22 protein-coding genes and 1 riboswitch are annotated in these 24,045 nt (G+C 59.3%); of the genes, 8 read left to right on the top strand and 14 right to left on the bottom strand.

Annotated elements, in window-relative coordinates; translation table 11 throughout:
- Positions 1 to 16: 16 nt before the first annotated feature.
- The 8 genes from ACR0MI_RS05190 to dnaK form a co-directional block, all read right to left on the bottom strand.
- Positions 17 to 982 (bottom strand): HesA/MoeB/ThiF family protein, encoded by a 966-nt coding sequence (locus tag ACR0MI_RS05190; protein ID WP_170613145.1) that lies wholly within the window; start codon positions 980 to 982, stop codon positions 17 to 19.
- Entirely contained in the window at positions 979 to 1,575 is a 597-nt protein-coding gene (locus ACR0MI_RS05185; protein WP_170612673.1) for a thiamine phosphate synthase, read from the bottom strand. The genes ACR0MI_RS05190 and ACR0MI_RS05185 overlap by 4 nt, the downstream gene beginning before the upstream one ends.
- Positions 1,572 to 2,342 (bottom strand): thiazole synthase, encoded by a 771-nt coding sequence (locus ACR0MI_RS05180; RefSeq protein ID WP_170612675.1) that lies wholly within the window; start codon positions 2,340 to 2,342, stop codon positions 1,572 to 1,574. Before ACR0MI_RS05180 ends, ACR0MI_RS05185 begins: the two co-directional genes overlap by 4 nt.
- 1 nt (position 2,343) lies before the next feature.
- Positions 2,344 to 2,538 carry a sulfur carrier protein ThiS gene (gene thiS / locus ACR0MI_RS05175; protein WP_170612677.1) on the bottom strand — a complete coding sequence of 65 codons (195 nt, stop codon included), beginning with the start codon at positions 2,536 to 2,538 and terminating at the stop codon, positions 2,344 to 2,346.
- A complete protein-coding gene (locus ACR0MI_RS05170; protein ID WP_480853817.1) occupies positions 2,522 to 3,499 on the bottom strand; it encodes an FAD-dependent oxidoreductase in 978 nt (325 codons plus the stop codon). The genes thiS and ACR0MI_RS05170 overlap by 17 nt, the downstream gene beginning before the upstream one ends.
- Complete coding sequence (gene thiD / locus ACR0MI_RS05165) at positions 3,496 to 4,299, bottom strand: bifunctional hydroxymethylpyrimidine kinase/phosphomethylpyrimidine kinase (RefSeq protein WP_170612681.1); 804 nt, start codon at positions 4,297 to 4,299, stop codon at positions 3,496 to 3,498. The genes ACR0MI_RS05170 and thiD overlap by 4 nt, the downstream gene beginning before the upstream one ends.
- Before the next feature lie 45 nt (positions 4,300 to 4,344).
- A riboswitch (TPP riboswitch) is annotated at positions 4,345 to 4,451 on the bottom strand.
- A gap of 262 nt (positions 4,452 to 4,713) precedes the next feature.
- Positions 4,714 to 5,859, bottom strand: a complete 1,146-nt coding sequence (gene dnaJ / locus ACR0MI_RS05160; RefSeq protein ID WP_170612683.1) for a molecular chaperone DnaJ — start codon at positions 5,857 to 5,859, stop codon at positions 4,714 to 4,716.
- 74 nt (positions 5,860 to 5,933) lie between these two features.
- Complete coding sequence (dnaK, locus tag ACR0MI_RS05155) at positions 5,934 to 7,841, bottom strand: molecular chaperone DnaK (RefSeq protein WP_170612685.1); 1,908 nt, start codon at positions 7,839 to 7,841, stop codon at positions 5,934 to 5,936.
- A 214-nt stretch (positions 7,842 to 8,055) separates the two neighbouring features.
- Here dnaK and ACR0MI_RS05150 point away from each other — a divergent pair, with 214 nt between their 5' ends.
- Positions 8,056 to 8,658, top strand: a complete 603-nt coding sequence (locus ACR0MI_RS05150) for an alpha-ketoglutarate-dependent dioxygenase AlkB (RefSeq protein ID WP_170612687.1) — start codon at positions 8,056 to 8,058, stop codon at positions 8,656 to 8,658.
- On the opposite strand, the gene ACR0MI_RS05145 is transcribed toward ACR0MI_RS05150, so the two are convergent.
- On the bottom strand, positions 8,655 to 9,476 hold the full coding sequence (locus ACR0MI_RS05145) for an ABC-2 transporter permease (protein WP_170612689.1): 822 nt from the start codon (positions 9,474 to 9,476) through the stop codon (positions 8,655 to 8,657). The genes ACR0MI_RS05150 and ACR0MI_RS05145 overlap by 4 nt on opposite strands.
- A 122-nt stretch (positions 9,477 to 9,598) precedes the next feature.
- Between ACR0MI_RS05145 and cysQ the strand changes: the two genes are divergently transcribed.
- From cysQ to ACR0MI_RS05110, 7 genes are all read left to right on the top strand, one after another.
- Positions 9,599 to 10,396 carry a 3'(2'),5'-bisphosphate nucleotidase CysQ gene (gene cysQ, locus ACR0MI_RS05140; protein WP_170816856.1) on the top strand — a complete coding sequence of 266 codons (798 nt, stop codon included), beginning with the start codon at positions 9,599 to 9,601 and terminating at the stop codon, positions 10,394 to 10,396.
- Complete coding sequence (locus ACR0MI_RS05135; protein WP_170816855.1) at positions 10,396 to 11,196, top strand: 3-deoxy-manno-octulosonate cytidylyltransferase family protein; 801 nt, start codon at positions 10,396 to 10,398, stop codon at positions 11,194 to 11,196. Before cysQ ends, ACR0MI_RS05135 begins: the two co-directional genes overlap by 1 nt.
- A gap of 70 nt (positions 11,197 to 11,266) precedes the next feature.
- On the top strand, positions 11,267 to 12,250 hold the full coding sequence (galE, locus tag ACR0MI_RS05130; protein WP_170612695.1) for a UDP-glucose 4-epimerase GalE: 984 nt from the start codon (positions 11,267 to 11,269) through the stop codon (positions 12,248 to 12,250).
- Between the two features lie 7 nt (positions 12,251 to 12,257).
- The gene (locus tag ACR0MI_RS05125; RefSeq protein ID WP_480440951.1) at positions 12,258 to 13,301 is read left to right on the top strand and encodes a glycosyltransferase family 2 protein; all 1,044 of its coding nucleotides are present in this window, start codon (positions 12,258 to 12,260) and stop codon (positions 13,299 to 13,301) included.
- 186 nt (positions 13,302 to 13,487) lie between these two features.
- The gene (locus tag ACR0MI_RS05120; RefSeq protein ID WP_170612697.1) at positions 13,488 to 14,474 is read left to right on the top strand and encodes a glycosyltransferase family 2 protein; all 987 of its coding nucleotides are present in this window, start codon (positions 13,488 to 13,490) and stop codon (positions 14,472 to 14,474) included.
- Positions 14,471 to 16,171: a DUF5927 domain-containing protein gene (locus ACR0MI_RS05115; protein WP_170612699.1), complete on the top strand. Its 1,701-nt coding sequence runs from the start codon at positions 14,471 to 14,473 to the stop codon at positions 16,169 to 16,171. The genes ACR0MI_RS05120 and ACR0MI_RS05115 overlap by 4 nt, the downstream gene beginning before the upstream one ends.
- 6 nt (positions 16,172 to 16,177) lie before the next feature.
- A complete protein-coding gene (locus tag ACR0MI_RS05110; protein ID WP_170612701.1) occupies positions 16,178 to 17,602 on the top strand; it encodes a nodulation protein NodH in 1,425 nt (474 codons plus the stop codon).
- A gap of 2 nt (positions 17,603 to 17,604) precedes the next feature.
- On the opposite strand, the gene ACR0MI_RS05105 is transcribed toward ACR0MI_RS05110, so the two are convergent.
- The 5 genes from ACR0MI_RS05105 to ACR0MI_RS05085 form a co-directional block, all read right to left on the bottom strand.
- Positions 17,605 to 18,123: a L,D-transpeptidase family protein gene (locus ACR0MI_RS05105; protein ID WP_170612703.1), complete on the bottom strand. Its 519-nt coding sequence runs from the start codon at positions 18,121 to 18,123 to the stop codon at positions 17,605 to 17,607.
- A 61-nt stretch (positions 18,124 to 18,184) separates the two neighbouring features.
- On the bottom strand, positions 18,185 to 18,970 hold the full coding sequence (locus ACR0MI_RS05100; protein WP_170612705.1) for an ion transporter: 786 nt from the start codon (positions 18,968 to 18,970) through the stop codon (positions 18,185 to 18,187).
- Between the two features lie 20 nt (positions 18,971 to 18,990).
- Entirely contained in the window at positions 18,991 to 20,220 is a 1,230-nt protein-coding gene (locus tag ACR0MI_RS05095; protein ID WP_170612707.1) for a methyltransferase, read from the bottom strand.
- A gap of 59 nt (positions 20,221 to 20,279) precedes the next feature.
- A complete protein-coding gene (locus ACR0MI_RS05090; RefSeq protein ID WP_170816854.1) occupies positions 20,280 to 22,112 on the bottom strand; it encodes an ABC transporter ATP-binding protein in 1,833 nt (610 codons plus the stop codon).
- On the bottom strand, positions 22,109 to 23,947 hold the full coding sequence (locus ACR0MI_RS05085; RefSeq protein WP_170612711.1) for an ABC transporter ATP-binding protein: 1,839 nt from the start codon (positions 23,945 to 23,947) through the stop codon (positions 22,109 to 22,111). The genes ACR0MI_RS05090 and ACR0MI_RS05085 overlap by 4 nt, the downstream gene beginning before the upstream one ends.
- Positions 23,948 to 24,045 lie beyond the last annotated feature (98 nt).

Below are 24,045 nucleotides of genomic sequence, written 5' to 3'. Positions count from 1 at the left end.
CGCGTTTCCTTCCTGTTCACGAGGTTGAGGCCGCGACGAGGACAATCTCGCCCGGCCAATCCGATTGAATCCGTTCGGCTGCGCGCCACGCCCGCAGACCAGTGGCGCAGCAAAGGGCCAGTCTTTTCCCTTGTTTAGGATCTATGTATGGCAATCCTTCGGGCGTTAGCCGTTCCGCGCCGGGGTGTATCGGAACCAGCGCTTCATCCGTGCCGCGAAGTTCGATGATCCGGTCTTCGGCCGTGAGTTGGCTGGCAGACAGGAAACGGAAACAGCTTGCGGGTTCTGGCGCATCATCGAAACGGAAACTGTTGCTGCGCAGGGTGCGGGCATCAAAGTTCACCATCTGGCCCAGCGGCGATGGTTGCAGGCCCAGGATCACGCTCAGCGCCATTTGCACCTGCATCGCGCCGATCACACCGACAACCGGACCCAAAACACCTGCTGAGGCGCAGCTGGCACCACTGTCGGGCGCGTCTGGAAACAGCGCCCGTAAAGACGGCGCGCCGCCGCAAAAGCCGCCCACATAACCTAAAAACCCGAGCACCGAGGCACTGATCAGCGGCTTTCCCTGTGCCAGACAGCTGTCCGACAGGACATAACTGGCCGCATAACTATCCGCACAATCCAGGACCACATCCGACCGCGACACCAGATTTGCCGCGTTTTCGCATGTCAGGGCCTGGCTTTGGCTGGTGACTTCAAGCTTGGAGTTGAGGTCGCGACAGCGCCGCGCCGCAACTTCAGCCTTTGGCAAGCCGACATCCCGTTCCGTGAAAAGCGTTTGCCGGTGCAGGTTCGACAGATCAACGACATCGCCATCAACAACCATGATGTGACCCACCCCTGCCCCTGCCAACAGCGGCAGAACCGGCGCAGCCAGCCCTCCGGCTCCGACGACAAGTACTCGTGCAGCGGACAGGCCCGCCTGCCCTTCGGGCCCCACTTCGGGCAGGATCATCTGGCGTCCGTAACGGTTCATCGCGTGGTGTCGATCCATTCGCGTACCCGCGCTTCGGGGTCAGGGTTCAGCGTGATGTCGGTTACTGCCGCGACAATATCGGCCCCAGCCTCGAACACGCCCGGCGCGCGCTCGACGGTCATTCCACCAATGCCGACCAATGGGATACGCCCCACCCGCGCTTTCCATTCGGTCACGCGGGGCAGACCTTGCTGCCGCCACTTCATCTTTTTCAGGATGGTCGGATAGATAGGTCCGAGCGCCACATAGTCGGGGTCCATCGACAGAACCCGCTCAAGCTCATCATCGTCATGGGTTGAAACACCAAGTTTCAGGCCTGCCCGGCGGATGGCATGCAGATCGGCATCATCCAGATCCTCCTGCCCCAGGTGGACCCAGTCGCAGCCTGCCTCTATTGCCTGCTGCCAATGGTCGTTCACGACCAGTCGGGCGCCGTGGCTGCGGCACAGTTCGAGCGAGATCATAATCTGGGCGCGCACCGCATCACCCGATTGGTCCTTGATCCGCAACTGCACCAATTTGACGCCCAGAGGCAGCATCCTGTGCAGCCAGTCTGAATGATCGAAGATCGGATAGAACCGGTCCAACGTCATGACAGAAATGCCTTTCCGATCACGGGGGTTGAGGGTTCGGCCATGTCGCGTGCCTGGATCGGGTCGGCCTTATGGGCCAATTGGCCGGCCTGAATCGCCAATGCCATTGCACGCGCCATCCCCACCGGATCACCGGCACGGGCCACCGCCGTGTTCAGAAGAACAGCATCATAGCCCAGCTCCATCGCATGCGCGGCGTGGCTTGGTCTGCCGATGCCGGCATCAATGACAAGCGGCACATCGGGAAACGCAGCCCGCAGCGCCCGCAGCGCATATTCGTTGTTCAGACCGCGCCCGGACCCGATGGGCGCGCCCCACGGCATCAGAACCTCGCAACCCGCCTGCAACAGGCGTTCGCCGACGATCAGATCGTCCGTTGTGTAGGGAAAGACCTGAAATCCATCTTCCGTCAGGATGCGGGCGGCTTTGACCAGTTGAAACACATCCGGTTGCAGGCTGTCGGTATGACCGATCAGTTCCAGCTTGATCCAATTTGTCTGAAAAACCTCGCGCGCCATCTGGGCGGTTGTCACAGCCTCTTTCACCGTGTGGCATCCGGCGGTGTTGGGCAGGACAATGACACCCAGGTCGCGGATCATCCGCCAAAAGCTCTGCCCGGCCCCACCCGCGCCTTCACGGCGCAGGGATACCGTGGCAACACCGGCCCCGCTGAGGCGAAACGCTTGTTCCAGAATGGCCGGACTGGGATACTGCGCCGTGCCCAGCATCAGCGGATTGGGCAGTTCTGTGCCGTAAAAGGTCTTCACGTCAGCCCCCCTGCATCGGGGCGACAACTTCGACCCGGTCACCATCTTCGAGTTTTAGTGCCAGTCGAAGGCTTGAAGGGACGAACTGTTCATTCACAGCAGTAGCTACGCAGCCCGAGAATCCACATTCCGCCAGCAAATCTGACAGGGATTCTGCGCGGCTTTCGCGCGCCTCGCCATTAAGCACGATCTTCATCGACCATCTCCGAATGTTTGTTTTCCAGCGCCAGATCGGCGACGCCCTGTGCCAACGCGGGCGCAAGCAAGTAGCCATGGCGATACAGGCCATTGGCATAGATCGTTCGACCCAACCGGCGGATGCGAGGCAGATTGTCGGGAAAAGCGGGGCGAAGATCGACACCGATTTCCAGGATCTCAGCCTCACCAAAGGCCGGGTTCAACACATAAGCCGCACTGAGAAGCTCCAACATCGAGCGGGCGGTAATCCGGCCGCTGTCCTCGGATTCGATCATCGTTGCGCCCAGCATGTAGACCCCGTCACCCCGCGGGGCGACATAAAGCGGCATGCGCGGATGCAGCAGTCGCACAGGGCGAGAGAGCGTGACATCCGGGCAGCGGATCACCAGCATCTCGCCTTTGACGCCACGCAGATCATGCAAGATCTCACGCGCGTGCAACCCCCGGCAATCGATCGCATTCTCCAACCGGGAAGGGGCCAGTTTACGGTGAAAGGGCACACCTGTGTCCCTGAGGTGGCTGTAGAGGTCTCGCAACGCTTGCCGGGGATCAAGATGGGCCTCTGCCCGGAAGAAGAGACCGTTACCGAAATTGCTCATGTCAGGCTCTAAATTGGTTATGTTTCCACTTCCGACTTCTGAATACCCATCCGTTCGGCGTGCAAAGCGGCGCAGATCCGGCAGGTCGCGCGAATGCGCAACAACCAGCGTTCCGCAACGATGCACCTGCGTTCTGGCGTCCCACCAGTCAATCGCTGTTTGTCCAAGCCGCAGAACCGGCTCCTCGGCATTTTCGTATTCACACCAGGGGGCAAGCATGCCACCCGCCCACCAGGAACAGCCATGTGGACCCGGCGCACCTGCCGGATCGAATATCTGCACGTCAGCGCCGCGCGACACCAGCTCGGTTGCAACAGTCAGACCGGCTACTCCGGCGCCTATGACCGACCAGACAGTCATGCGGGCCAAAGCTGATGAAAATGATGAACCGGCCCATGCCCGCGACCAATGTCCAGATCATCGGACCGGGCTATCGCGCCTTGCAGATAGCTGTGCGCATCTGCAACGGCCGTCGTCAGCGGTTTTCCCAGCGCCAGCCCGGCAGCAATTGACGCGGACAATGTGCAGCCAGTGCCATGCGTATTTCTGGTTTTCCGGCGCGGTGCCGTGAACTCTGCCACCAAGCCCGAAGCGTCGATCAAGAGATCACGGCAAATGTCGCCGGATCCATGCCCGCCCTTCATCAGAACGGAACCTGCGCCCATGTCACACAAGGCAAGCCCCTGTTTTACCATCTGATCCGGCGTCTCCGCAGCCGGGCAATCCAAAAGGCGTCCGGCCTCAGGCAAGTTCGGCGTCAATAGCGTGGCTATGGGCACGAGCACCGCCCGTAATGTCTCAACCGAGTCTTCTGTCAGCAAGGCATCGCCGGATTTGGCAATCATCACAGGATCCAGAACGATGGAACCACGAAACGCTGCAAGGCTGTCTGCAACACATCGGATGATCTCCGGTGTCGCCAGCATGCCAATCTTGACGGCGCCCACGCTCAGATCAGACAGAACGGCATCGATCTGTGCGGCGACAGTATTCAGCGGGATCCCGTGAACGGCGGTAACGGCCCGTGTGTTTTGCGCGGTCACGGCGGTGATCACGCTGGCACCATAAACCCCTAAGGCAGACATTGCCTTGATGTCAGCCTGAATTCCGGCCCCACCGCCGCTGTCCGAGCCTGCAATTGTCAGCGCAATAGGCGTCATATCGTTGCTCCATCAAAATTGGGCAACGCGCGCATGGAAAACGTCTGACATTCTGAGACCGTTCCCTACGCCGGTATTGCCCGGATCAGGTTCGATGGGTTAGCGCATTAACGCCTCTCAGCCCTTCGATCAGGGCACCCCAACGGTTGACCGGACAATCACAGGCACATCAGAAAAATACAAGACTGAATTTGATCTGTTTTATGGCCACCCTGACACCTTGGGTAAGGCCAAAGGTATTTGCGAGGCTCTGCCTCGCGCTCCGGGATATTTGGGGCCAGATGAACAAGGGATCTTTCCTTCATCTGGCCAAAAATATCCCGGGGGAGGCGCCCAAAGGGCGGCGGGGGCAGCGCCCCCTGCAACAAAAAAGCCGCCCGAAACCGGGCGGCTTTGGTCGGGAAAGCGGTTCCCTTAGCTTTTCATGCCATCCCAGAAGGACTTGACCGACGAGAAAAAGCTTTTTGATTCCGGGTGGTTGTCCTCTCCCAGATCGTCAAACTCACGCAGCAGTTCTTTCTGTCGACTGGTCAGGTTGACCGGTGTTTCCACAGCCAGTTCGATGAACATGTCACCCACGCCACCGCCACGCAGGGCGGGCATTCCCTTGCCACGCAAACGCATCTGGCGGCCCGACTGGCTGCCTGCCGGGATCTGCACCCGGCCACGACCGCCGTCGATGGTGGGCACTTCGATCGAACCACCCAGAGCGGCCTTGGCCATGCTGACCGGCACGCGGCAATAGAGGTTTATGCTGTCACGCTCAAACAGCTTGTGATCGGACACTTCGACAAAGATGTACAGATCGCCCGGGGGGCCACCACGCATTCCGGCCTCACCCTCACCCGCCAGACGGATACGGGTGCCGGTTTCGACACCGGCGGGGATGTTGACGGACAGTGCCCGTTCTTTTTCCACGCGCCCCGCGCCGCCGCAGGATTTGCACGGATTCTTGATGATCTGACCCAATCCCGAGCAGGTCGGACAGGTGCGTTCAACGGTGAAAAAGCCCTGTTGCGCGCGGACCTTGCCCATACCCGAACAGGTCGGGCAGGTCGTCGGTTCAACGCCGCTTTCAGCGCCCGACCCGTCACAGGCCGAACAGGCCACGGCAGCGGGCACGTTGATAGTCTTTTGCAGACCCGCAAACGCCTCTTCCAGCGAGACGCGCAGGTTGTAACGCAGGTCGGAACCGCGTGCGGCACGACGGCCACCGCCACCGCGCTGGCCACCCATGAAATCGCCGAACAGGTCGTCGAACACGTCCGAAAACGCGCTGGAGAAATCGCCCTGACCAAAGCCGCCGCCGGGCCGGCCACCGCCACCCATGCCGTTTTCAAACGCGGCATGGCCAAAGCGGTCATAGGCGGCCTTGCGTTCTGCGTCTTTCAGAACGTCATAGGCTTCGTTCGCTTCCTTGAACTGCGCCTCGGCTTCCGGGTTGTCCTTGTTGCGGTCGGGATGCAACTCTTTGGCTTTCCTGCGAAAACCTTTCTTGATCTCGTCCGCCGATGCACCCTTGGACACGCCGAGTACATCGTAATAGTCGCGTTTTGACATCAGTGTTTCCTTCTGCCTCAACGTAAACGGGCCGGCCCGGTATCCGGACCGGCCCGAATTGGCCCGGTTACCCGTTAGTTACGCTTGTCGTCGTCCAGATCTTCGAACTCGGCGTCGACAATATCGTCATCACCCGGAGCGGCGTCCGCAGCTGCCGGTTCATCCTCGGCCTCTTCGGACTGCGCCTTGTAGATGGCCTCGCCCAGTTTCATGGCCGCTTCGGTAACGTTCTGGATGCCCGACTTGATCTTGTCGGCGTTTTCGGTTTCCAGCTCGTCCTTCAGCGCGGCAATTGCCAGCTCGATGGCTTCGATGGTGGTCGGGTCGACCTTGTCGGCATGCTCTTCCATCGACTTCTCGGTCGAGTGGATGAGGCTTTCCGCCTGGTTCTTGGCGTCGACCAGCTCGCGGCGTTCCTTGTCGGCTTCCGCGTTCTCTTCCGCGTCCTTGACCATCTTTTCGATGTCCTCGTCGGACAGACCGCCCGAGGCCTGGATGGTGATCTTCTGTTCCTTGCCGGTGCCTTTGTCCTTGGCCGAAACCGAGACAATGCCGTTGGCGTCGATGTCGAAGGTCACCTCGATCTGCGGCATGCCACGCGGTGCCGGCGGGATGTCTTCGAGGTTGAACTGACCCAGGATCTTGTTGTCCGAAGCCATCTCACGCTCACCCTGGAACACGCGGATGGTTACGGCGTTCTGGTTGTCCTCGGCCGTCGAGAAGACCTGAGACTTCTTGGTCGGGATCGTGGTGTTGCGGTCGATCAGACGAGTGAACACGCCACCCAGGGTTTCGATGCCCAGCGACAGCGGGGTCACGTCCAGCAGAACCACGTCTTTGACGTCGCCCTGCAGAACACCGGCCTGAATGGCGGCACCCATGGCAACAACTTCGTCCGGGTTCACACCTTTGTGCGGCTCTTTACCGAAGAATTTGGTCACCTCTTCGATCACTTTCGGCATCCGGGTCATACCACCGACCAGAACAACCTCGTCCACGTCAGCAGCCGACAGACCGGCGTCTTTCAGAGCGGCCGCGCAGGGCTTCATCGACTTCTTAATCAGGTCGCCAACCAGCGATTCCAGCTTGGCGCGGGTCAGTTTCATGACCATGTGCAGCGGCTGGCCGTTCGAACCCATCGAGATGAACGGCTGGTTGATTTCGGTCTGCGAGGTCGAGGACAGCTCAATCTTGGCTTTTTCAGCAGCTTCTTTCAGACGCTGCAGCGCCATCTTGTCGGCAGACAGGTCGACGCCGTGTTCCTTTTTGAACTCGTCCGCCAAGTAGTTGACGATGCGCATGTCAAAGTCTTCACCACCCAGGAAGGTGTCACCGTTGGTCGATTTGACCTCGAACAGGCCGTCGTCGATTTCCAGGATGGTCACGTCGAAAGTACCGCCGCCAAGGTCATAGACCGCGATGGTTTGAGTGTCTTTCTTGTCCAGACCATAGGCCAGCGCGGCAGCTGTCGGTTCGTTGATGATCCGCAGCACTTCCAGGCCGGCGATCTTGCCGGCGTCCTTGGTGGCCTGACGCTGCGCGTCGTTGAAGTATGCCGGAACGGTGATGACAGCCTGCGTGACTTCCTCACCCAGATAGCTCTCGGCTGTTTCCTTCATCTTGCCCAGAGTGAAGGCCGAAATCTGGCTTGGGGAGTACTTTTCACCGCGGGCTTGGACCCACGCGTCGCCATTGCCGCCATCAACGATGGCGTACGGCACCATTTTCTTGTCTTTTTCGACTTCGGCATCATCCACACGACGACCGATCAGACGCTTAACGCCAAAGATCGTGTTGTCGGGGTTGGTGACCGCCTGACGTTTTGCGGGCTGACCGACCAGTCGCTCATCTTCGGTGAAGGCGACGATCGAGGGCGTGGTCCGCGCCCCTTCGGCGTTTTCGATGACTTTCGGCTGCGAGCCGTCCATGATGGCCACGCACGAGTTTGTGGTACCAAGGTCAATCCCGATTACTTTACCCATATTTTCAATCCCTTTCTCTTCAAGGCGATGTCCCGAGGCCGGGACCCGTTATGGCATCCCTGCCCCGATCTGCATTGCGTAATGGCCCTACACCATTGCGCGTCCCGGCGTATATAAGGGCGCGACGAAAGGCCTGCAAGCGGTGTAAAACGCAGGTTTTCGGGATTTTGTGGCCTTTTTCGGCAAGGTTTTGGCAAGGATTGAGGATTCTGGGATGGCCCGGCTGATTTTGCGCGGATTCGACATCAGAAAGGGCTGGCTGGATGCATCGGCCCAGACGCAACTGATCGAAACGCTGCGCCCGATTCTGAAAGCAGCGCCACTGGTGCGGCCGGTGACGCCGCAAGGCAAGGCGATGTCGGTCCGCATGACCTCGGCCGGGGCCGTTGGCTGGGTCACGGACCGGGATGGCTACCGGTATCAAACACAGCACCCGCAAGGGAAGGCCTGGCCCGACATTCCCGAGCCGATCCTGAACCTGTGGCACGACCTTGCCAGCCGCGAACGCGACCCCGATTGCTGTCTGATCAATTATTACGGGGAAGGCGCCCGGATGGGTCTGCATCAGGACAAGGACGAGGCCGATTTTTCCTGGCCGGTTCTTTCGGTTTCGCTGGGGGATGATGCGCTTTTTCGGATCGGCAACACCACCCGAGGCGGCAAGACCGAGTCGATCTGGCTGAGTTCGGGCGACGTTGTCATCATGGGCGGGCCGGCACGGCTGACCTATCACGGGATCGATCGCATCCGTTTCGGATCTTCCAAACTCTTGCCAAAAGGCGGGCGGATCAACCTGACGCTGCGGGTGGCCCGTTAGCGGCGTGCGTCCCAACTTTGCGACACGTGCTTGCGTGTAAAGAACTCACCCAACAGCCCGATCATCAGCAGCGCTATGCCGACCCATAAGGCATATTCCCAGTTTGTGTTCCGTGGAAAATAGTTGCGGAAAATGAAGCCCCGGGCCTGGTCGATGATGTGAAACAGCGGGTTCCAGGCGAACATCATCAGGATATAGCCGCCCAGCGCATTGGCGACGAACATCTTGCCCGAGAACACCATGTTCAGACGCCGATAGATGTTTTTCAACATCTCCGCCGTCCTTGGAAACCACGGCTTCAGGGCCATCAGGTTCAATCCCACCGTGCATCCAACAAACCAAGACAGGATCAGCATTCCGAAAGCGCCGCCTGGGTCCAGAATTTCCAAAGGTTCAACCGCGACATGATACACGAACAGGATCACCAGTATTGAAACGAGCTGCGTGTAAAGCGCTCCGAAGGCCGCCGCCAAAAGCATGATCATCGGATTCATCGGCGAATGCAGCATCATCGGATTGTTCCCCGGCGCAATACCGGCAATCGCGGATACCGACTTTACATGCATGATGAACATGAAAACGCCCGACAGCATGTAAAGCACGAAGTTGCCGCGGATTTTGGCAATCCGTCCCCCCATGAATGACAGGATCAGGTAGAAGACCGTGGCCAGAATGACGATCTGCATGATGTTGATGAAAATCGCGATGACGGCATTCGAATGCTGCGAGCGTATCTGCCGCACGACGGCGTGAAACACCAGTTCCGCCGTGGTGAAGGCACCGCCCAAAAGCGTTTGGTTGCGCTTGTAATAAAACACCCGACGCGTCTTTCCTGCTTCTTTGCCCAAAAACTGGCACGAAATTCTTGCCGTTCCGTAACCGTCACATCATAAGTCCAACAGGACATTGGATCAACAAATCCCAGGAACGGAGCATTTTTGTGACCTACGACGCGTTAATTCCCGTCATCAGACGCCTTGCCCTGCAAGCAGGGAACAAGATCATGCAGATTTATGAGGCGGATGATTTCGACGTGAAGGTCAAATCCGATAGCAGCCCCGTGACCGAAGCGGACGAGGCGGCAGATGCCCTAATCTCGGCCGGCCTGCGCGAAGCCTTTCCCGATACCCTGCTGGTGACCGAGGAACAGGCGGCCTCGCACACGCAGAAGGGCAACACGTTCCTGATCGTCGACCCGCTGGACGGCACCAAGGAATTCATCAACCGGCGAGGTGATTTCACCGTCAATATCGCGCTGGTGGAAAACGGCATTCCCACGCGCGGCGTTGTTTATGCACCTGCCCGGGGCCGCATGTTCTACACGCAGGCCGATGGCCGGTCGGTCGAAGAAACAGGTGCGCTTGAGATGGACATTATCGGGGACGTTACGCCAATTTCAGTGTCTGAACCGGACAATTCCGCCCTTTTGGTCGTGGCCTCGAAATCGCATCGGGACCAGGCGACCGAGGATTACATCAACAAATATCAGGTGAAGGACAGCAAAAGCGCCGGCTCGTCGCTCAAGTTCTGCCTTGTGGCCACTGGCGAGGCCGACATCTATCCACGGGTTGGCCGCACGATGGAGTGGGACACCGCCGCCGGACACGCGGTTCTGGCCGGCGCCGGGGGCAAGGTCGTTCGCTTCGACGATCATTCACCGCTGAGCTATGGCAAGGAAGACTATGCAAATCCGTTCTTCATTGCCTACGCTCCGGGTGTGGAACTGAAGGAAGCCTGATGTCTGTACTGATCGCAATCCCCGCCCGTTACGCGTCGACCCGCTATCCGGGCAAACCTCTGGTGCCGCTGACCGGTGCAAATGGCGTGTCCATGACCCTGATCGAACGATCCTGGCGCGCTGCGTGTTCGGTATCCGGCGTGGGCCGCGTTGTAGTGGCCACAGACGATGACCGCATTCGTGACGTGTGCGAAGGGTTTGGGGCGGAAGTGGTCATGACATCCGAGACCTGCGGCAACGGCACGGAACGCTGCGCCGAAACCCATGCCAATCTGGGTTCGGGTTACGAGATCGTCGTCAATCTGCAGGGAGACGCACCGCTGACACCGCATTGGTTCGTCGAAGATCTGATCGCGGGGTTGCGCACGGCCCCTGACGCGGGTGTGGCCACGCCGGTCCTGCGCTGTGACGGTGATGCGCTGAACAGCCTGCTGAATGATCGCAGGAACGGACGGGTCGGCGGAACAACCGCCGTTTTTGGGGCAGATCACAGCGCAATGTACTTCTCGAAAGAGGTGGTCCCCTTTACCACGGCCACTTATGCGGGTGACGAGCCAACCCCGGTGTTCCATCACGTGGGTGTTTATGCCTATCGACCCGATGCGTTGGCCGCTTATCCCGACTGGCCGGTGGGGCCGTTGGAGAAACTGGAAGGACTGGAGCAGCTTCGGTTCATGGAGAACGGCCGCAAGGTTCTGTGCGTGGAGGTTGAGGCCAAGGGCCGCCAGTTCTGGGAACTGAACAACCCGCAGGACGTGCCCAAGATCGAAGAAATGATGGCCGCGATGGGGTTGGATTGAACGTTTTTCCCCATTTCACCGCTTCCGTTCATGGCCTATTGTTTTTTGACATTCGGAAATTGGATCACCCATGACAGTTGTTCTTGTCACCGGCGGAGCCGGATATATCGGGTCGCATGCCTGCAAGGCCCTTGCTGCCGCTGGCTATACGCCTGTGACATATGACAATCTGGTTACGGGCTGGCGGGACGCAGTGAAATTCGGCCCGTTCGAGCATGGTGATCTGCTGGACCGAAACAGGCTGGATCACGTGTTTGCCAAATACCGTCCCGCTGCGGTGATGCATTTCGCCGCCCTCAGCCAGGTGGGCGAAGCGATGGCGCAACCCGGCAGATACTGGGCGAACAATGTCACCGGTTCGCTGAACCTGATCGAAGCAGCCGTCGAAGCCGGATGTCTGGATTTCGTCTTTTCGTCGACCTGTGCCACTTACGGCGATCAGGACAACGTAGTGCTGGACGAAAACGCGCCACAGAACCCGGTGAATGCCTACAGCTCCTCGAAACGCGCGATTGAGGATATTCTGCATGACTTCGGGGCCGCGCACGGGCTGAATCACGTCATTTTCCGCTATTTCAATGTTGCAGGAGCTGATCCTGACGCAGAAGTTGGCGAGTTTCACCGGCCCGAAACCCATCTGGTGCCGCTGATGCTGGATGCCATCGACGGCAACCGGGATGGTCTGACCGTGTTCGGAACCGATTACGATACGCCGGACGGCACCTGTATCCGCGATTACGTTCATGTCTGCGATCTGGTCGATGCCCATGTTCTGGGACTGAAATGGCTGGAAAACGGCAAAGGCAACCGGGTGTTCAACCTGGGCACCGGGTCCGGGTTTTCGGTGATGGAAGTGATCGAGCAATCCGGCGCGGTCACCAACCGAACAGTGCCCTATACGATCGGACCCCGTCGCGCCGGGGATTGTACGCGGCTGGTTTCGGGCTCGGACCGGGCGGAACAGGAACTGGGCTGGCGGCCGAAAAGATCAACGTTAGAGACAATTGTCAGGGACGCGTGGCGCTGGCACCAGACCGGACACTACGAGAAATGAGGGTCATGTGACCGCGCACCCGGTACAGGATCTGCCATCCATTGGCTGGGCGCAGATGTACCGGTTGCGGCTGAAACGCCGCAGGCTCTTGTGGCGCTCATTCCGAAGCCGCCGCCAGCTGTCCTGTCTTGAGGACCGGACGGAGAAAATCGGTAAGGGAGATATTCTGGCCTTTATCACACTGCGCAACGAGATGATGCGGCTGCCGTGGTTTTTTGAACACTACCGAACCCACGGCGTGGATCATTTTCTGATCGTGGATAACGGCAGCGACGACGGATCGACCGAATATCTGTTGGAACAACCAGATGTTTCGGTCTGGAACACGACGGCCAGCTACCGTGCCGCGCGGTTTGGCCTGGACTGGCTGACCTGGCTGCAGATGAGATACGGGCACGGGCACTGGACCCTGATGGCTGATGCGGACGAGTTGCTGATTTACGCCCATCACGAGACCAGATCGCTACATGATCTGACCGCATGGCTGGAGTCGCACGGGCAGGATGCCTTTGGTGCGCTGATGCTGGATCTGTATCCGCAAGGGCCGCTGGGGGATCAAGGCTATGACCCCGAGACCGACCCGACCCGGGTACTGGACGGGTTCGACAGCGGTCCCTACCGGGTGCAGCGTCAAAGCCCGCTGGGTAATCTTTGGGTGCAGGGCGGAGCCCGCGAGAGGATGTTTTTCTCAAATGCCCCGCGTCGGTCGCCCACGCTGAACAAGATCCCTCTGGTACGCTGGTCCCGGCATTATGCCTTTGTAAACTCGTGCCATTCCGCGCTGCCGCGCCGGTTGAACACCACCTATGACGGCCCGGGGGGGACTGCGGCCTCGGGTATCCTGCTGCACACCAAATTCCTGCCGGATGTCGTCGACAGGTCCGAAACCGAGAAGACCAGGCGTCAGCATTTTCATGATCCGGACCAATTCGGGCCATATTACGATGGCATAATTGCGCAGCCTGTCATGTGGACAGAGCGATCAGAGCACTACGCCGGATGGCAGCAATTGCGCGCGCTGGGGCTGATGAATGACGGGGGCTGGAACTGAATTGCCGCCTTCCCGACAGAATTGCAACGCCCCCGGCTAACAACTTTTAAACCCGTTGCCTCGCAAGATGCATAGGTGGCATAAAACGGCAATGGCTCGGATCCACTCAGGCTTGAACAGGCCCCGGGCCTGCTCGCGTAATAATAAGGGTTGGGCAGTCGCGTGAGCCTGTTGGATTCATATAGAATGAGGCTTCGGCGCAAGCGCCGTCTGGTGCGCTGTGTGCGCAAACGAAGCGAGCTGCGCGCGGTTTCGAACAACACCGCGCAAATACAGCGTGGCGATGTCTTGCTGATGAGCGTTGTACGCAACGAAAAGATCAGGCTGCCGTTCTTTCTGGACTATTATCGCAACCTGGGCATCAATCACTTCCTGTTTGTCGATAACGACAGCGATGACGGAACCTGCGCCTTTCTTGAGGCGCAGCCGGATGTGTCCGTCTGGCAGGCCGAGGCCAGCTATAAGCGCGCATCCTTTGGTCTGGACTGGTCCAACTATCTGCTGCGCAAATACGCGCCCGATCACTGGGTCCTGACGGTCGACCCGGATGAGTTCTTCATTTACCCGTTTTGTGACACCCGCCCGATCCGCGCGTTGACGGACTGGCTGGATGGCTGCGCCGTACGCAGCTTTGGCACCATGCTGATCGACATGTATCCGCAGGGTCCGGTCGAAGAGGCGCCATATCAAGAAGGGCAGAATCCGTTCGAAATCGCGAACTGGTTCGACTCGGGCAACTACATGATTACCCGGAACCCCGATTATGGAAATCTGTGGATTCAGGGCGGTCCCCGCGCGCGGGTGTTCTTTCAGGACAATCCCTCAAAAGCTCCGGCGCTGAACAAAATACCGCTGGTCAAATGGGACAAGCGCTATGTCTATGTCAGCTCGACCCATTCCCTGCTGCCGCGCGGGCTGAACCAGGTCTACGACGAATGGGGCGGTGAAAAGGCCAGCGGCGCGTTGCTTCATGCCAAGCTGATCAACACTCTGGGCGACAAGGCGCGCGAAGAACTGCACCGCGGCCAGCATTATCGCGGCTCGGACGAGTACCGGGCCTATGCCCAGCGGCTGGAAGGCAAACCGGTTTTCTGGTGCGACTGGTCCGAGAAATACATCAACTGGAGACAGCTTGAGATTCTGGGCCTTATGTCGAAAGGAAACTGGGCATGAGCGGTCTGGGCGTCGTCATGCTGGTGCATACAGCACTGGACCGTGCCGAGCAGGTCGCGCGCCACTGGACAACGTCCGGCTGCCCGGTAGTGATCCACGTGGATCGCAAGGTTTCCGACCAGGCATTTGCCGAGTTTTCCGAGGCCTGCGCCGACAATCCCCTGATTGTATTCTCGGACCGGCATGCCTGCGAATGGGGCGGCTGGGGCATCGTCGCAGCCTCGCAATGCGCGGCGACGCTGATGCTTGAACAGTTCCCGGATGTGCGCCACGTATTTTTGTCGTCCGGGGCCTGTCTGCCCCTGCGGCCCGTGCAGGAACTGATCGACTATCTGTCGGACCGCCCGCGCGTCGATTTCATCGAAAGCGCGACCACCGCCGATGTCAGCTGGACCATCGGCGGTCTGGATCATGAACGGTTCACCCTGCGGTTCCCGTTTTCCTGGCGCAAGCGCCGCAAATTGTTTGATACTTACGTCAAATTTCAACGCGCTCTGGGCTTGCGGCGGCGTATCCCGGACGGGCTGGTCCCGCATATGGGCAGCCAGTGGTGGTGCCTGACCCGGCAGACCCTGTCGGCCATCCTGCAAGACCCCAAACGCCCCGTGTATGACCGCTATTTCCGCCGCGTCTGGATACCCGATGAAAGCTATTTCCAGACGCTGGCAAGGCTCTATTCAACGCATATCGAAAGCCGCTCGCTGACCTTGTCCAAGTTCGACTATCAGGGTCGGCCGCACATATTCTATGATGACCACCTGCAATTGCTGCGCCGTTCGGACTGTTTTGTGGCCCGCAAGATCTGGTGGAAGGCCGACCGGCTGTATCAGTCGTTTTTGACCGATCAGGCTGGGGCGATGAAACCGGCCGAGCCAAATCCGGGCAAGATCGACCGGGTGTTTTCCAAAGCGGTCGAGCGGCGCATGCGCGGGCGCGACGGGCTGTACATGCAAAGCCGGTTTCCCCGACATGGCAGCGAAAACGGCCTGACGTCGTTTCCATATTCGGTATTTCAGGGCTTTTCCGACCTTTTTGAAGATTTCGAAACCTGGCTGGAAAACACAACAAACACACGCGTACATGGTCATGTGTTCAGCCCTGAACGGGCAGAGTTTGCGGGTGACCAGACAATTACGAACGGCGCACTCAGCGATTGCGCCACATTGCGCGACTACAACTCGAAGGCTTTCCTGTCGAACCTGATCTGGAATACTCGCGGCGAAAGACAGTGTTTCCAGTTCGGCCCGGCGGACACGCAGGATATCAACTGGTTTCTGGCGCGCGACAAGAACGCACAGATTTCAGTGATCACCGGTGCCTGGGCAATTCCGCTGTTCCGGTCGAACCGGAACTTCGCCGACATCCGCAACGAGGCCGCGCGCCTGCAACAGATCGAAAGCAAACAGCTTGAGGTTCTGACCTCGGTCTGGACCAAGGCGCGGGTGCGCACCTGGTGTCTGGCAGAGTTTGTCGAATCTCCGATCGAGGCGCTGCACGAGGTGATAGACGAGATCGGGACCCAGCAACCGAGCCACCTGATTGAGGCGCCGAAGATGGTTGATCTGTCCGGCTTCGGTCAATTCCTGCAAAACCTGAAGAACCAGGGAATGCACCCGTATCTGATGGGCGATTTCCCGGTAGACGACGTGTTTGGCAGCCAGACCAAACCGTTCCGAAAACCCTATTTGGTTCAATAAGTCGCCATGTCCGGTCCCTGGGATTACTTCATCGTTCTTGGCGCCATGCGCACGGGATCCAACCTGCTGGAAGCCAATCTGAACGCTCTGGAGGGCGTGACCTGCCACGGAGAGGCGTTCAATCCGCATTTCATCGGCCGATTGAAGTCCGAGGAATTGCTGGGTGTTTCGCTGGACGAACGCGACCAAAATCCCGACCTGTTACTGGACGCCATCAAAGCAGCCACCGGCGCACTGAACGGGTTTCGCTATTTTCAGGGGCACGATCCCCGCGTGCTGGAGCCTGCGCTGAACGACCCGCGCTGTGCCAAGATTGTTCTGACGCGGAATCCGCTGGACAGCTACATCTCACTGAAAATTGCGCGGGAGACCATGCAATGGCAGTTGAAGAACATAAAGCGCCGCCGCGATGCTCTGGTCACGTTTCAGGCTGAAGAGTTCTTGGACTACCTGGATCAGCAGCAGGAATTTCAACTGTTGCTGCTGAACCAGCTGCAGAAAACCGGGCAGACCGCATTTTTCCTGGCCTATGACGATCTGAACCGACTGGATATTCTGAACGGGCTGGCATCATGGTTGGGGGTACAGGCGCGGCTGACGGCGCTGGACGACACGCTCAAACCCCAGAATCCCGGTCCCGCCCTTTCCAAAGTCACAAACCCTGAGGAATTGGAACAGGCGTTGTCCGGAATGGACACGTTCAACCTGCATCGCAATCCCGGTTTCGAGCCGCGCCGCGGGCCGGCAGTAGGCCAATACGTCACTGCCGCCCGGACGCCTTTGATGTATCTTCCCCTGCGCGGCGGAAACGACGACGTGGTGACGGCTTGGATGGCCGATCTTGATGGCAGCGCGCCGGTCACGAACCGCAATCGCAGGCAAATCCGGCAATGGCTGGAAGCCAACCCCGGACACCGAAAATTCAGTGTCTTGCGCCACCCTTTGGCGCGGGCCCATACCGCGTTCTGTTCAAAGATTCTAAGTACCGATCCAGGCGCCTATGCTTCAATCCGAAATACCCTGCGCAACCGTTTCAAACTGCCCATTCCCGGCCAGATCCGCGACGGTAATTACCCCTTGGAACAGCACTATCAGGCGTTTGCGGCCTTTCTGAAGTTCCTGCTCCACAATCTGTCCGGGCAAACGTCCATTCGGGTGGACGGCGTTTGGTGCAGTCAGGCGCAGGCGCTGGAGGGGATGTCGGCCTTTGCGCTGCCCGATCTGATCCTGCGGGAAGATGACCTGGCCGCCGCCCTGCCGGAACTGGCGCGTAAAACGGGCCATCCGTCACCCCCCCAACCGGCAACATGTGCGCCGGACACCCCCTACGCGCTGGATCAGATTTATGACACAGAACTGGAAGCGCTGGCGGTCGAAACCTACCAGCGCGACTATCAGCAATTCGGGTTTGGAGACTGGAAACCGATCTAGGATCAGGGGCGCAGGGTGATCAGCGTGCCTTTGTTCACCATCGCGTAAATCTCTTCGATTTCTTTGTTTTTTACGGCGATACAGCCTGCCGTCCAGTCGGGCGTCTTACGGGAGCGGCGGATTTCTGACCTGAGGCTGGGCTCACCATGAATGAAGATGTCGCCGCCCGGATCGACGCCTGCGGCTTTGGCCTGCGCAATGTCTTCCGAATTCGGGTAGGAAATCCCGATCGACAGGTGATAGCGGCTGCGCGGGTTACGGCGGTCAATCAGGTACGACCCTTCGGGTGTGCGGCCATCGCCGCGTTTTGTCTTGGTGCCTTGGGGCGCAAAGCCCAGCGCGACATCGTATTCTTTCAGTATCCGTTCGTTGTGCAACAGATACAGCTTGCGCGCGCCCTTGTTGACGACCAGCGACGTCACCTCGGGTCCGCGATATGTCAGAAATTTCGGGTTGGCGGATGCACATGCCGAAAGGGCCAGCGTCGCCATCGCCCCTAATCCAAATACTCGACGATCCATTTATTCACTGCCTGCTTCTGCTTTTTTGCGATGATTATGCCAGAAAACGCGAAATTTGAAATCACTTTTTGCTGTTCAACTGCCTGGTCAGGTGGCGCTCGATGGTTTCCAGACGCTCCAGAACCTCATCGCGGTAGGCATCGGTTTTGACTTCATCCTCGGCATGGTGGGCATCCTGCATCGAGTTGACGATCAGACCGACCAGCAGGTTCACCACGGCAAAGGTCGTGACCATGATGAAGGGCACAAAGAAAATCCACGCGTAGGGATAGACCTCCATCACCGGGCGGACGATGCCCATCGACCAGCTCTCCAACGTCATGATCTGAAACAGCGTATAGGCGGACAGGCCCAGATCACCGAACCAGTCCGGGAAAGACTGAGAGAACAGCTTGGTCGCGATGACGGCGCCGATATAAAACAGGATCGCCATCAGCAGAAACACGCTGGCCATACCCGGAAGCGCCGAGATGAACCCTTCGACAACGCGGCGCAGGCGCGGGGCCACCGAAATGACACGCAGAACCCGCAGGATACGCAGCGCCCGCAGCACTGACAGGCCCGCACCACCGGGAATGAGGGCGATACCCACAATCAGAAAATCGAAAATATTCCAGCCGCTTTGAAAGAACCGCCGACCGGTTGCCACAAGCTTCATGGCAATCTCGGCCACAAAGACTGTCAGGCACAGGCTGTCCAGCGTCACGATCAGGGGGCCTGCGCGTTCCATCAGACTCGGCGAAGTTTCCATGCCCAGCAAGATGGCGTTAAAGATGATGACACCGGTGATGAAACGCCCAAATGCCGGGGCTTCGATAACAGTCGAAAGGCGCTGGGTGATCCCCATTGTGAATATCTCCGGTCTGATCATTGTGCTGGGCCTAAAGTGAACCGCGCGGCAAGTTCGGTGTGTGACGACCACCGAAATTGGTCAACGACCTGTACCCATTCAAGGGCATATCCGGCATCAACAAGAATTTTTGCATCCCGCGCAAAGGTCACGGGGTTGCAGGACACATAGGCCACGACCGGACGCAGCGCCTGCGCCAGTTCGGCCACCTGCGCCTGCGCGCCCGCACGAGGCGGGTCCAGCACAATGGCGTCAAAGGACTTGAGCTCATCCGGCATCAGGGGTCGGCGAAACAGATCGCGGGCCTCGGTCGTGATCCGTTTCAGACCTTTGGCTTTGCGCCAGCCCTGGTCCAGCGCCTTGGTCATCGCCGCTTCGCCTTCGACGGCGTGAACCTCGGCCTGTTCCGCAAGCGGTAACGAGAGCGTACCGCAACCCGCAAACAGATCGGCGACGCGCTTCGCGCCCTGCGTGGCTTGCAAAACCGCCTGTATCAGAGCCTGTTCTCCGTCCTTCGTGGCCTGCAGGAATGCGCCGGGCGGCGGGGTGACTTCCGCCTGACCAAACCTCTGGAACGGAGGCGTACGCATGGCGATCACCTCGCCATCCCAGGCCAGTCTTGCCAGCCCGTTTGCCTCAGTCGCCTGCGCCAGCGCCAGTTCCAGCGGGCCGTCCAGCGGCTTGCCGCCCTGAACGGATACATCCAGGCCGACCTCGGACAATGTCAGCGTCACGGCCAGCACGCCTTTTCGGCTGCCGCCCAGAACGGCCAACGCTTCGGCAATGGGGATGGCAGCGACCAGCGCCGGGTCGAGCAACTGGCAATCGGGGATCTCGGTGATCGTGTCCGAGGCACGTCCGTGAAACCCGGCCAACGTTCCCTTTTTTGTTCGACGCACCGCGATTGTTGCCCGACGGCGCGACCGTTCCGGCGACGTATGGATCGGACGCATGGGCGCGCTCAGGTCCTGTGCGGCCAGCGCGTTGCGCACCACTTCGACCTTCCAGTCCGCTACAAAACTGTCGGCTGCATGTTGCAACTGGCATCCGCCACAGGCTTTGTAGTGGCGGCACGGCGCCTTGACCCTGTTTTCCGATGGGGTGTCCACGCGGATATCGCCGAGAATCTGGCCCTGCAACGTACCGCTGACCACTTCTCCCGGCAGGGCGCGCGGCGCGTAGACCGGGCCTTCGGCGATGCCGTCGCCCTGATGGCCAAGACGGGTGATGATGAATTGCTGCGTCATGCGTGGCCTGTTACCGGGGCTGCGCCCGCAACAAAACCCCTGACTGAACGCTTTGCGCCTTATTCCGCCGCTTCGGCCTGAATGAAGCCGCCCGACTGACGGTGCCAGAACCGGGCGTAAAGACCACCCTGTTCCAGCAGCGCCTCGTGGGTTCCGCTTTCCACGATGCGCCCATGATCCAGCACGATAATCCGGTCCATCTCGATCAGGGTCGACAGGCGGTGCGCGATGGCCAGAACGGTTTTGCCCTGCATGACGCGATGCAAGGCGGCCTGGATCGATGCCTCAACCTCAGAATCCAGGGCCGAGGTTGCCTCGTCCAGAACCAGTATCGGCGCATCCTTCAGAATGGCGCGGGCCAGCGCGACTCGCTGGCGCTGACCACCGCTAAGCTTGACGCCCCGCTCCCCCAGATGCGCTTCATAACCGGTTCGACCCTGCGCATCCTCAAGCCCGAGGATGAATTCATGCGCTTCGGCCTTCCGCGCGGCGGCGATCAGTTCGGGTTCCGTGGCGTCGGGTCGGCCATACAGAATATTTTCACGGGCCGAGCGGTTGAACATCGCCGTTTCCTGCGTGACCATCCCGATCTGGCTGCGCAGGCTGTCCTGCGTCACCTTAGAAACGTCCTGACCATCGATCAGGATTGCGCCCTCTTCCCGATCATAAAGCCTTAGCAGCAGGGAAACCAAAGTCGATTTTCCGGCCCCCGAGGCACCAACCACACCCAGCTTTTCGCCGGGCGCGACGGTCAGGTTCAGGTCTGCAACCCCGCCGATATCCCGACCATAGGCGAAACTGACGTTTTCAAAAGAGATGCGACCTTCAGTGACGCTCAGATGCGTTGCGCCGCTGCGGTCTTCGATCCGGTCCCGCCTGGTCAGTGTCTTCATGCCATTCTCGATCTCGCCGACATTGGCATAAAGGCCCATCAGCGTGAAACTGACCCAGCCTGTCATCTGCGCGATCCGGATCGACACCGCGCCTGCCGCGACGATGTCGCCCGCCGTGGCAATGCCTGCCTGCCACAACCAAAGCGTGGCTCCCAGCAAAAGCACCGGCAACACGCCTGCCAACGCCATCAGGATGGATCGGAAACTGGCCGAGAGCCAACCGAAATCCAGTGACCTTTCGCGCAAGGTCATCATGGCGTCACGTGCGGCCTGATCCTCGTTGTCGGAATGGGCGAACAGTTTGACCGTCTTGATGTTCGTGATGGTATCCACCACTTGCCCGGACACCATTGCCCGGGCTCCTGCCCGCGCGGCTGAACGCAGGCGGATGCGTGGCAAGTACCATCGGATCAACAGCAGATACACCGCAAGCCATCCGGCAAAAGGCAGCATGACCAGCGGATGAATCGACCCTAACAAAAGCAAAGATCCCGCAAGCGAGGCCAGCGCAAAAACGATTGCACTGATGACATCCGACACCACTGACGCCATTGCATTCGACGTCTGCATCTGTTTCTGGGCGATCCGGCCGGCAAAATCGTCGTCGAAATAGGTCGTCGATTGGCCCAGCGTCCAACGATTCAACCGGGCCAGAACCAGCGGCGTAATGTTGGGCATCACAACGTAATTGTTCGAGAAGGACGACAAGGCCGCGATGATCGGCCGCAACAGCATCAAAAAGATTGCGGCACCACCGAAGGCCCACAGATTCCGTTCTTCAAACAGGTTCTCCGGCCCGCTGGTGGTGGCAATGTCGATCACCTTTCCCAGTATCCACGCGGTGGCCACTTCTGCTGCTCCGCCCAGCATGGACAGGAACGCCGCCACAAACAGAATCGGCCAGGACCCCGCCAGGCACCAGCGAATGAACGCCCCCAACTTCTGCGGTGGGGGCGTTTCAGAGCCTTTGAATGGGTCGATGAGGTTTGCAAGCCTCATTCAGCAGCCTCAGGGTTCAGGAAGCCGCCAGACTGCCGCGCCCAGAACTGCGAGTAAAGCCCGCCTTGCGACAGCAGTTCAGAGTGCCTGCCCTGTTCCACGATTCGGCCCCCATCCATCACCAGAATGCGATCCATCTGCGCGATGGTGCTGAGCCTGTGGGCGATGGCGATTACGGTTTTACCTTGCATCATGCCGTAAAGAGTTTCCTGAATTGAGGCTTCGACCTCGGAATCTAGGGCAGAAGTCGCCTCGTCCAACAACAAGATCGGCGCGTCCTTCAGGATCACCCGCGCCAGCGTGACCCGCTGACGCTGACCGCCACTTAGTTTCACTCCGCGTTCACCGACATGGGCATCGTAGCCGGTGCGCCCTTGCGGGTCCTGCAGGTCAAGGATGAAGTCATGCGCCTCGGCCTGTTTGGCGGCAGCGATCATCTGATCTTCCGTGGCGTCGGGTCGACCATAGAGGATGTTGTCCCGCACCGATCGATGCAACAGCGCACTGTCCTGCTGGACCATGCCGATGTGGCTGCGCAGACTGTCCTGCGTGATGTTGGCGATGTTCTGATTGTCGATCAGGATTGCACCGCTCTCGACGTCGTAAAACCGCAAAAGCAGCTTGACCAGGGTCGATTTCCCGGCCCCCGACCGCCCGATCAGGCCGATTTTTTCACCCGGGCGGATTGTCAAATCGACGTGATCCAGACCACCGGTTTCACGGCCATAGTGATGCGACAGGTCGCGGATTTCGATCTGGCCTTTGGTCAGCTGCAAATCGTCGGCCTTCGGTGCGTCCAGCAAGTCGATGGGCTGCGCAATCGTTTCCATCCCTTCGGCAACGATACCGAGCTGGCGGAAAAAACTGGTCAGCGCCCACATGATCCAGCCGGTCATGGCATTCAGCCGCAAGGTCAGGGCGGTGGCGGCGGCAACCACACCGACCGTTGCGCTGCCCTGCATCCACAGGGAAATGGCCCAGCCCACAACGCCGACGATCAGCAGACCGTTCAGCGTGACCAGAACGGCATCCATCACGGTGAAGATCCGCATCTCGATCTGAAAGGTCCGCCGCGTTTCCTCGATCGCTTCGCGGGCGTAGTCGAGCTCCTGCGTATCGTGCGCGAACATCTTCACCGAATGGATGTTGGTGTAGCTGTCCACCACCCGCCCGGTCACGTTCGAGCGCGCATCAGACGCCGCCTTTGACGCCGGTTGCACTCGCCGCACGGTCCACCGGACCAGAGCTGCATAGAGCGCGAACCAGATCAGCAGCGGGATCAGAAGACGCGCGTCTGCCGCATAAAGCAGGATTGCCGCACCGATCAGATAGGCCAGCGAAAAGGAAATCGCGTCGAAGACCTGAAAAATCACCTCGCCAGCAGCTGGAGGGGTTTGCATGATCCGGTTTGCGATACGTCCGGCAAAGTCGTTTTCAAACCAGCCAACAGACTGGCGCAGCACGTGTTTATGCGCGCGCCACCGGATCAGTGTGCCAAAATTCGGCAGGATCGCGTTGTTCAGCAACAGCACGTCCACCACATGCAACAAAGGCCGCAAGAACAGGACAAAGACCGCCATCAGGATCAGTTCCGTTCCATGCGCCTGCCAAACCTCGGTGGGCGATCCGCTGAGCAGGTCCACGACGCGCCCCATATAGTAGATCAGACCGATCTCGACCCCGGCCACGATGACGGAAATCAGCGCCGTCCAGACGAAGATTCTGTAGAACGGGCTCGAATAGTCCAGCATGAACGGCCACAGCCGCGTCGGCGGTGTGTCGGTCTCGGTATAGGCGACAAAAGGGTCAACAAGGTTTTCGAAATAGCGAAACATGGAGAGTGCTCCGATTGAGCATAAACTAGGGGCGTGCGAAGAAAGATGGCGCCAGAACACCACCCTTACGGGTCAAAGTGTTCCGGCTTTAGCCGAAC

The sequence above is a fragment of the Ruegeria sp. D4 genome, assembly GCF_056534475.1.
This window is presented reverse-complemented; position numbering and strand designations above follow the sequence as displayed.

What these genes read in the sequence shown, in the direction of transcription:
- ACR0MI_RS05090 (WP_170816854.1), bottom strand. Translation starts at nt 22,112, where the DNA reads ATGAGGCTTGCAAACCTCATCGACCCATTCAAAGGCTCTGAAACGCCC.
- ACR0MI_RS05185 (WP_170612673.1), bottom strand. Translation starts at nt 1,575, where the DNA reads ATGACGTTGGACCGGTTCTATCCGATCTTCGATCATTCAGACTGGCTG.
- dnaJ (WP_170612683.1), bottom strand. Translation starts at nt 5,859, where the DNA reads ATGTCAAAACGCGACTATTACGATGTACTCGGCGTGTCCAAGGGTGCA.
- ACR0MI_RS05135 (WP_170816855.1), top strand. Translation starts at nt 10,396, where the DNA reads ATGTCTGTACTGATCGCAATCCCCGCCCGTTACGCGTCGACCCGCTAT.
- ACR0MI_RS05105 (WP_170612703.1), bottom strand. Translation starts at nt 18,123, where the DNA reads ATGGATCGTCGAGTATTTGGATTAGGGGCGATGGCGACGCTGGCCCTT.
- ACR0MI_RS05190 (WP_170613145.1), bottom strand. Translation starts at nt 982, where the DNA reads ATGAACCGTTACGGACGCCAGATGATCCTGCCCGAAGTGGGGCCCGAA.
- ACR0MI_RS05170 (WP_480853817.1), bottom strand. Translation starts at nt 3,499, where the DNA reads ATGACTGTCTGGTCGGTCATAGGCGCCGGAGTAGCCGGTCTGACTGTT.
- ACR0MI_RS05115 (WP_170612699.1), top strand. Translation starts at nt 14,471, where the DNA reads ATGAGCGGTCTGGGCGTCGTCATGCTGGTGCATACAGCACTGGACCGT.
- ACR0MI_RS05085 (WP_170612711.1), bottom strand. Translation starts at nt 23,947, where the DNA reads ATGTTTCGCTATTTCGAAAACCTTGTTGACCCTTTTGTCGCCTATACC.
- thiD (WP_170612681.1), bottom strand. Translation starts at nt 4,299, where the DNA reads ATGACGCCTATTGCGCTGACAATTGCAGGCTCGGACAGCGGCGGTGGG.
- ACR0MI_RS05100 (WP_170612705.1), bottom strand. Translation starts at nt 18,970, where the DNA reads ATGGGGATCACCCAGCGCCTTTCGACTGTTATCGAAGCCCCGGCATTT.
- thiS (WP_170612677.1), bottom strand. Translation starts at nt 2,538, where the DNA reads ATGAAGATCGTGCTTAATGGCGAGGCGCGCGAAAGCCGCGCAGAATCC.
- ACR0MI_RS05120 (WP_170612697.1), top strand. Translation starts at nt 13,488, where the DNA reads ATGAGGCTTCGGCGCAAGCGCCGTCTGGTGCGCTGTGTGCGCAAACGA.
- ACR0MI_RS05150 (WP_170612687.1), top strand. Translation starts at nt 8,056, where the DNA reads ATGGCCCGGCTGATTTTGCGCGGATTCGACATCAGAAAGGGCTGGCTG.
- ACR0MI_RS05095 (WP_170612707.1), bottom strand. Translation starts at nt 20,220, where the DNA reads ATGACGCAGCAATTCATCATCACCCGTCTTGGCCATCAGGGCGACGGC.
- galE (WP_170612695.1), top strand. Translation starts at nt 11,267, where the DNA reads ATGACAGTTGTTCTTGTCACCGGCGGAGCCGGATATATCGGGTCGCAT.
- dnaK (WP_170612685.1), bottom strand. Translation starts at nt 7,841, where the DNA reads ATGGGTAAAGTAATCGGGATTGACCTTGGTACCACAAACTCGTGCGTG.
- ACR0MI_RS05110 (WP_170612701.1), top strand. Translation starts at nt 16,178, where the DNA reads ATGTCCGGTCCCTGGGATTACTTCATCGTTCTTGGCGCCATGCGCACG.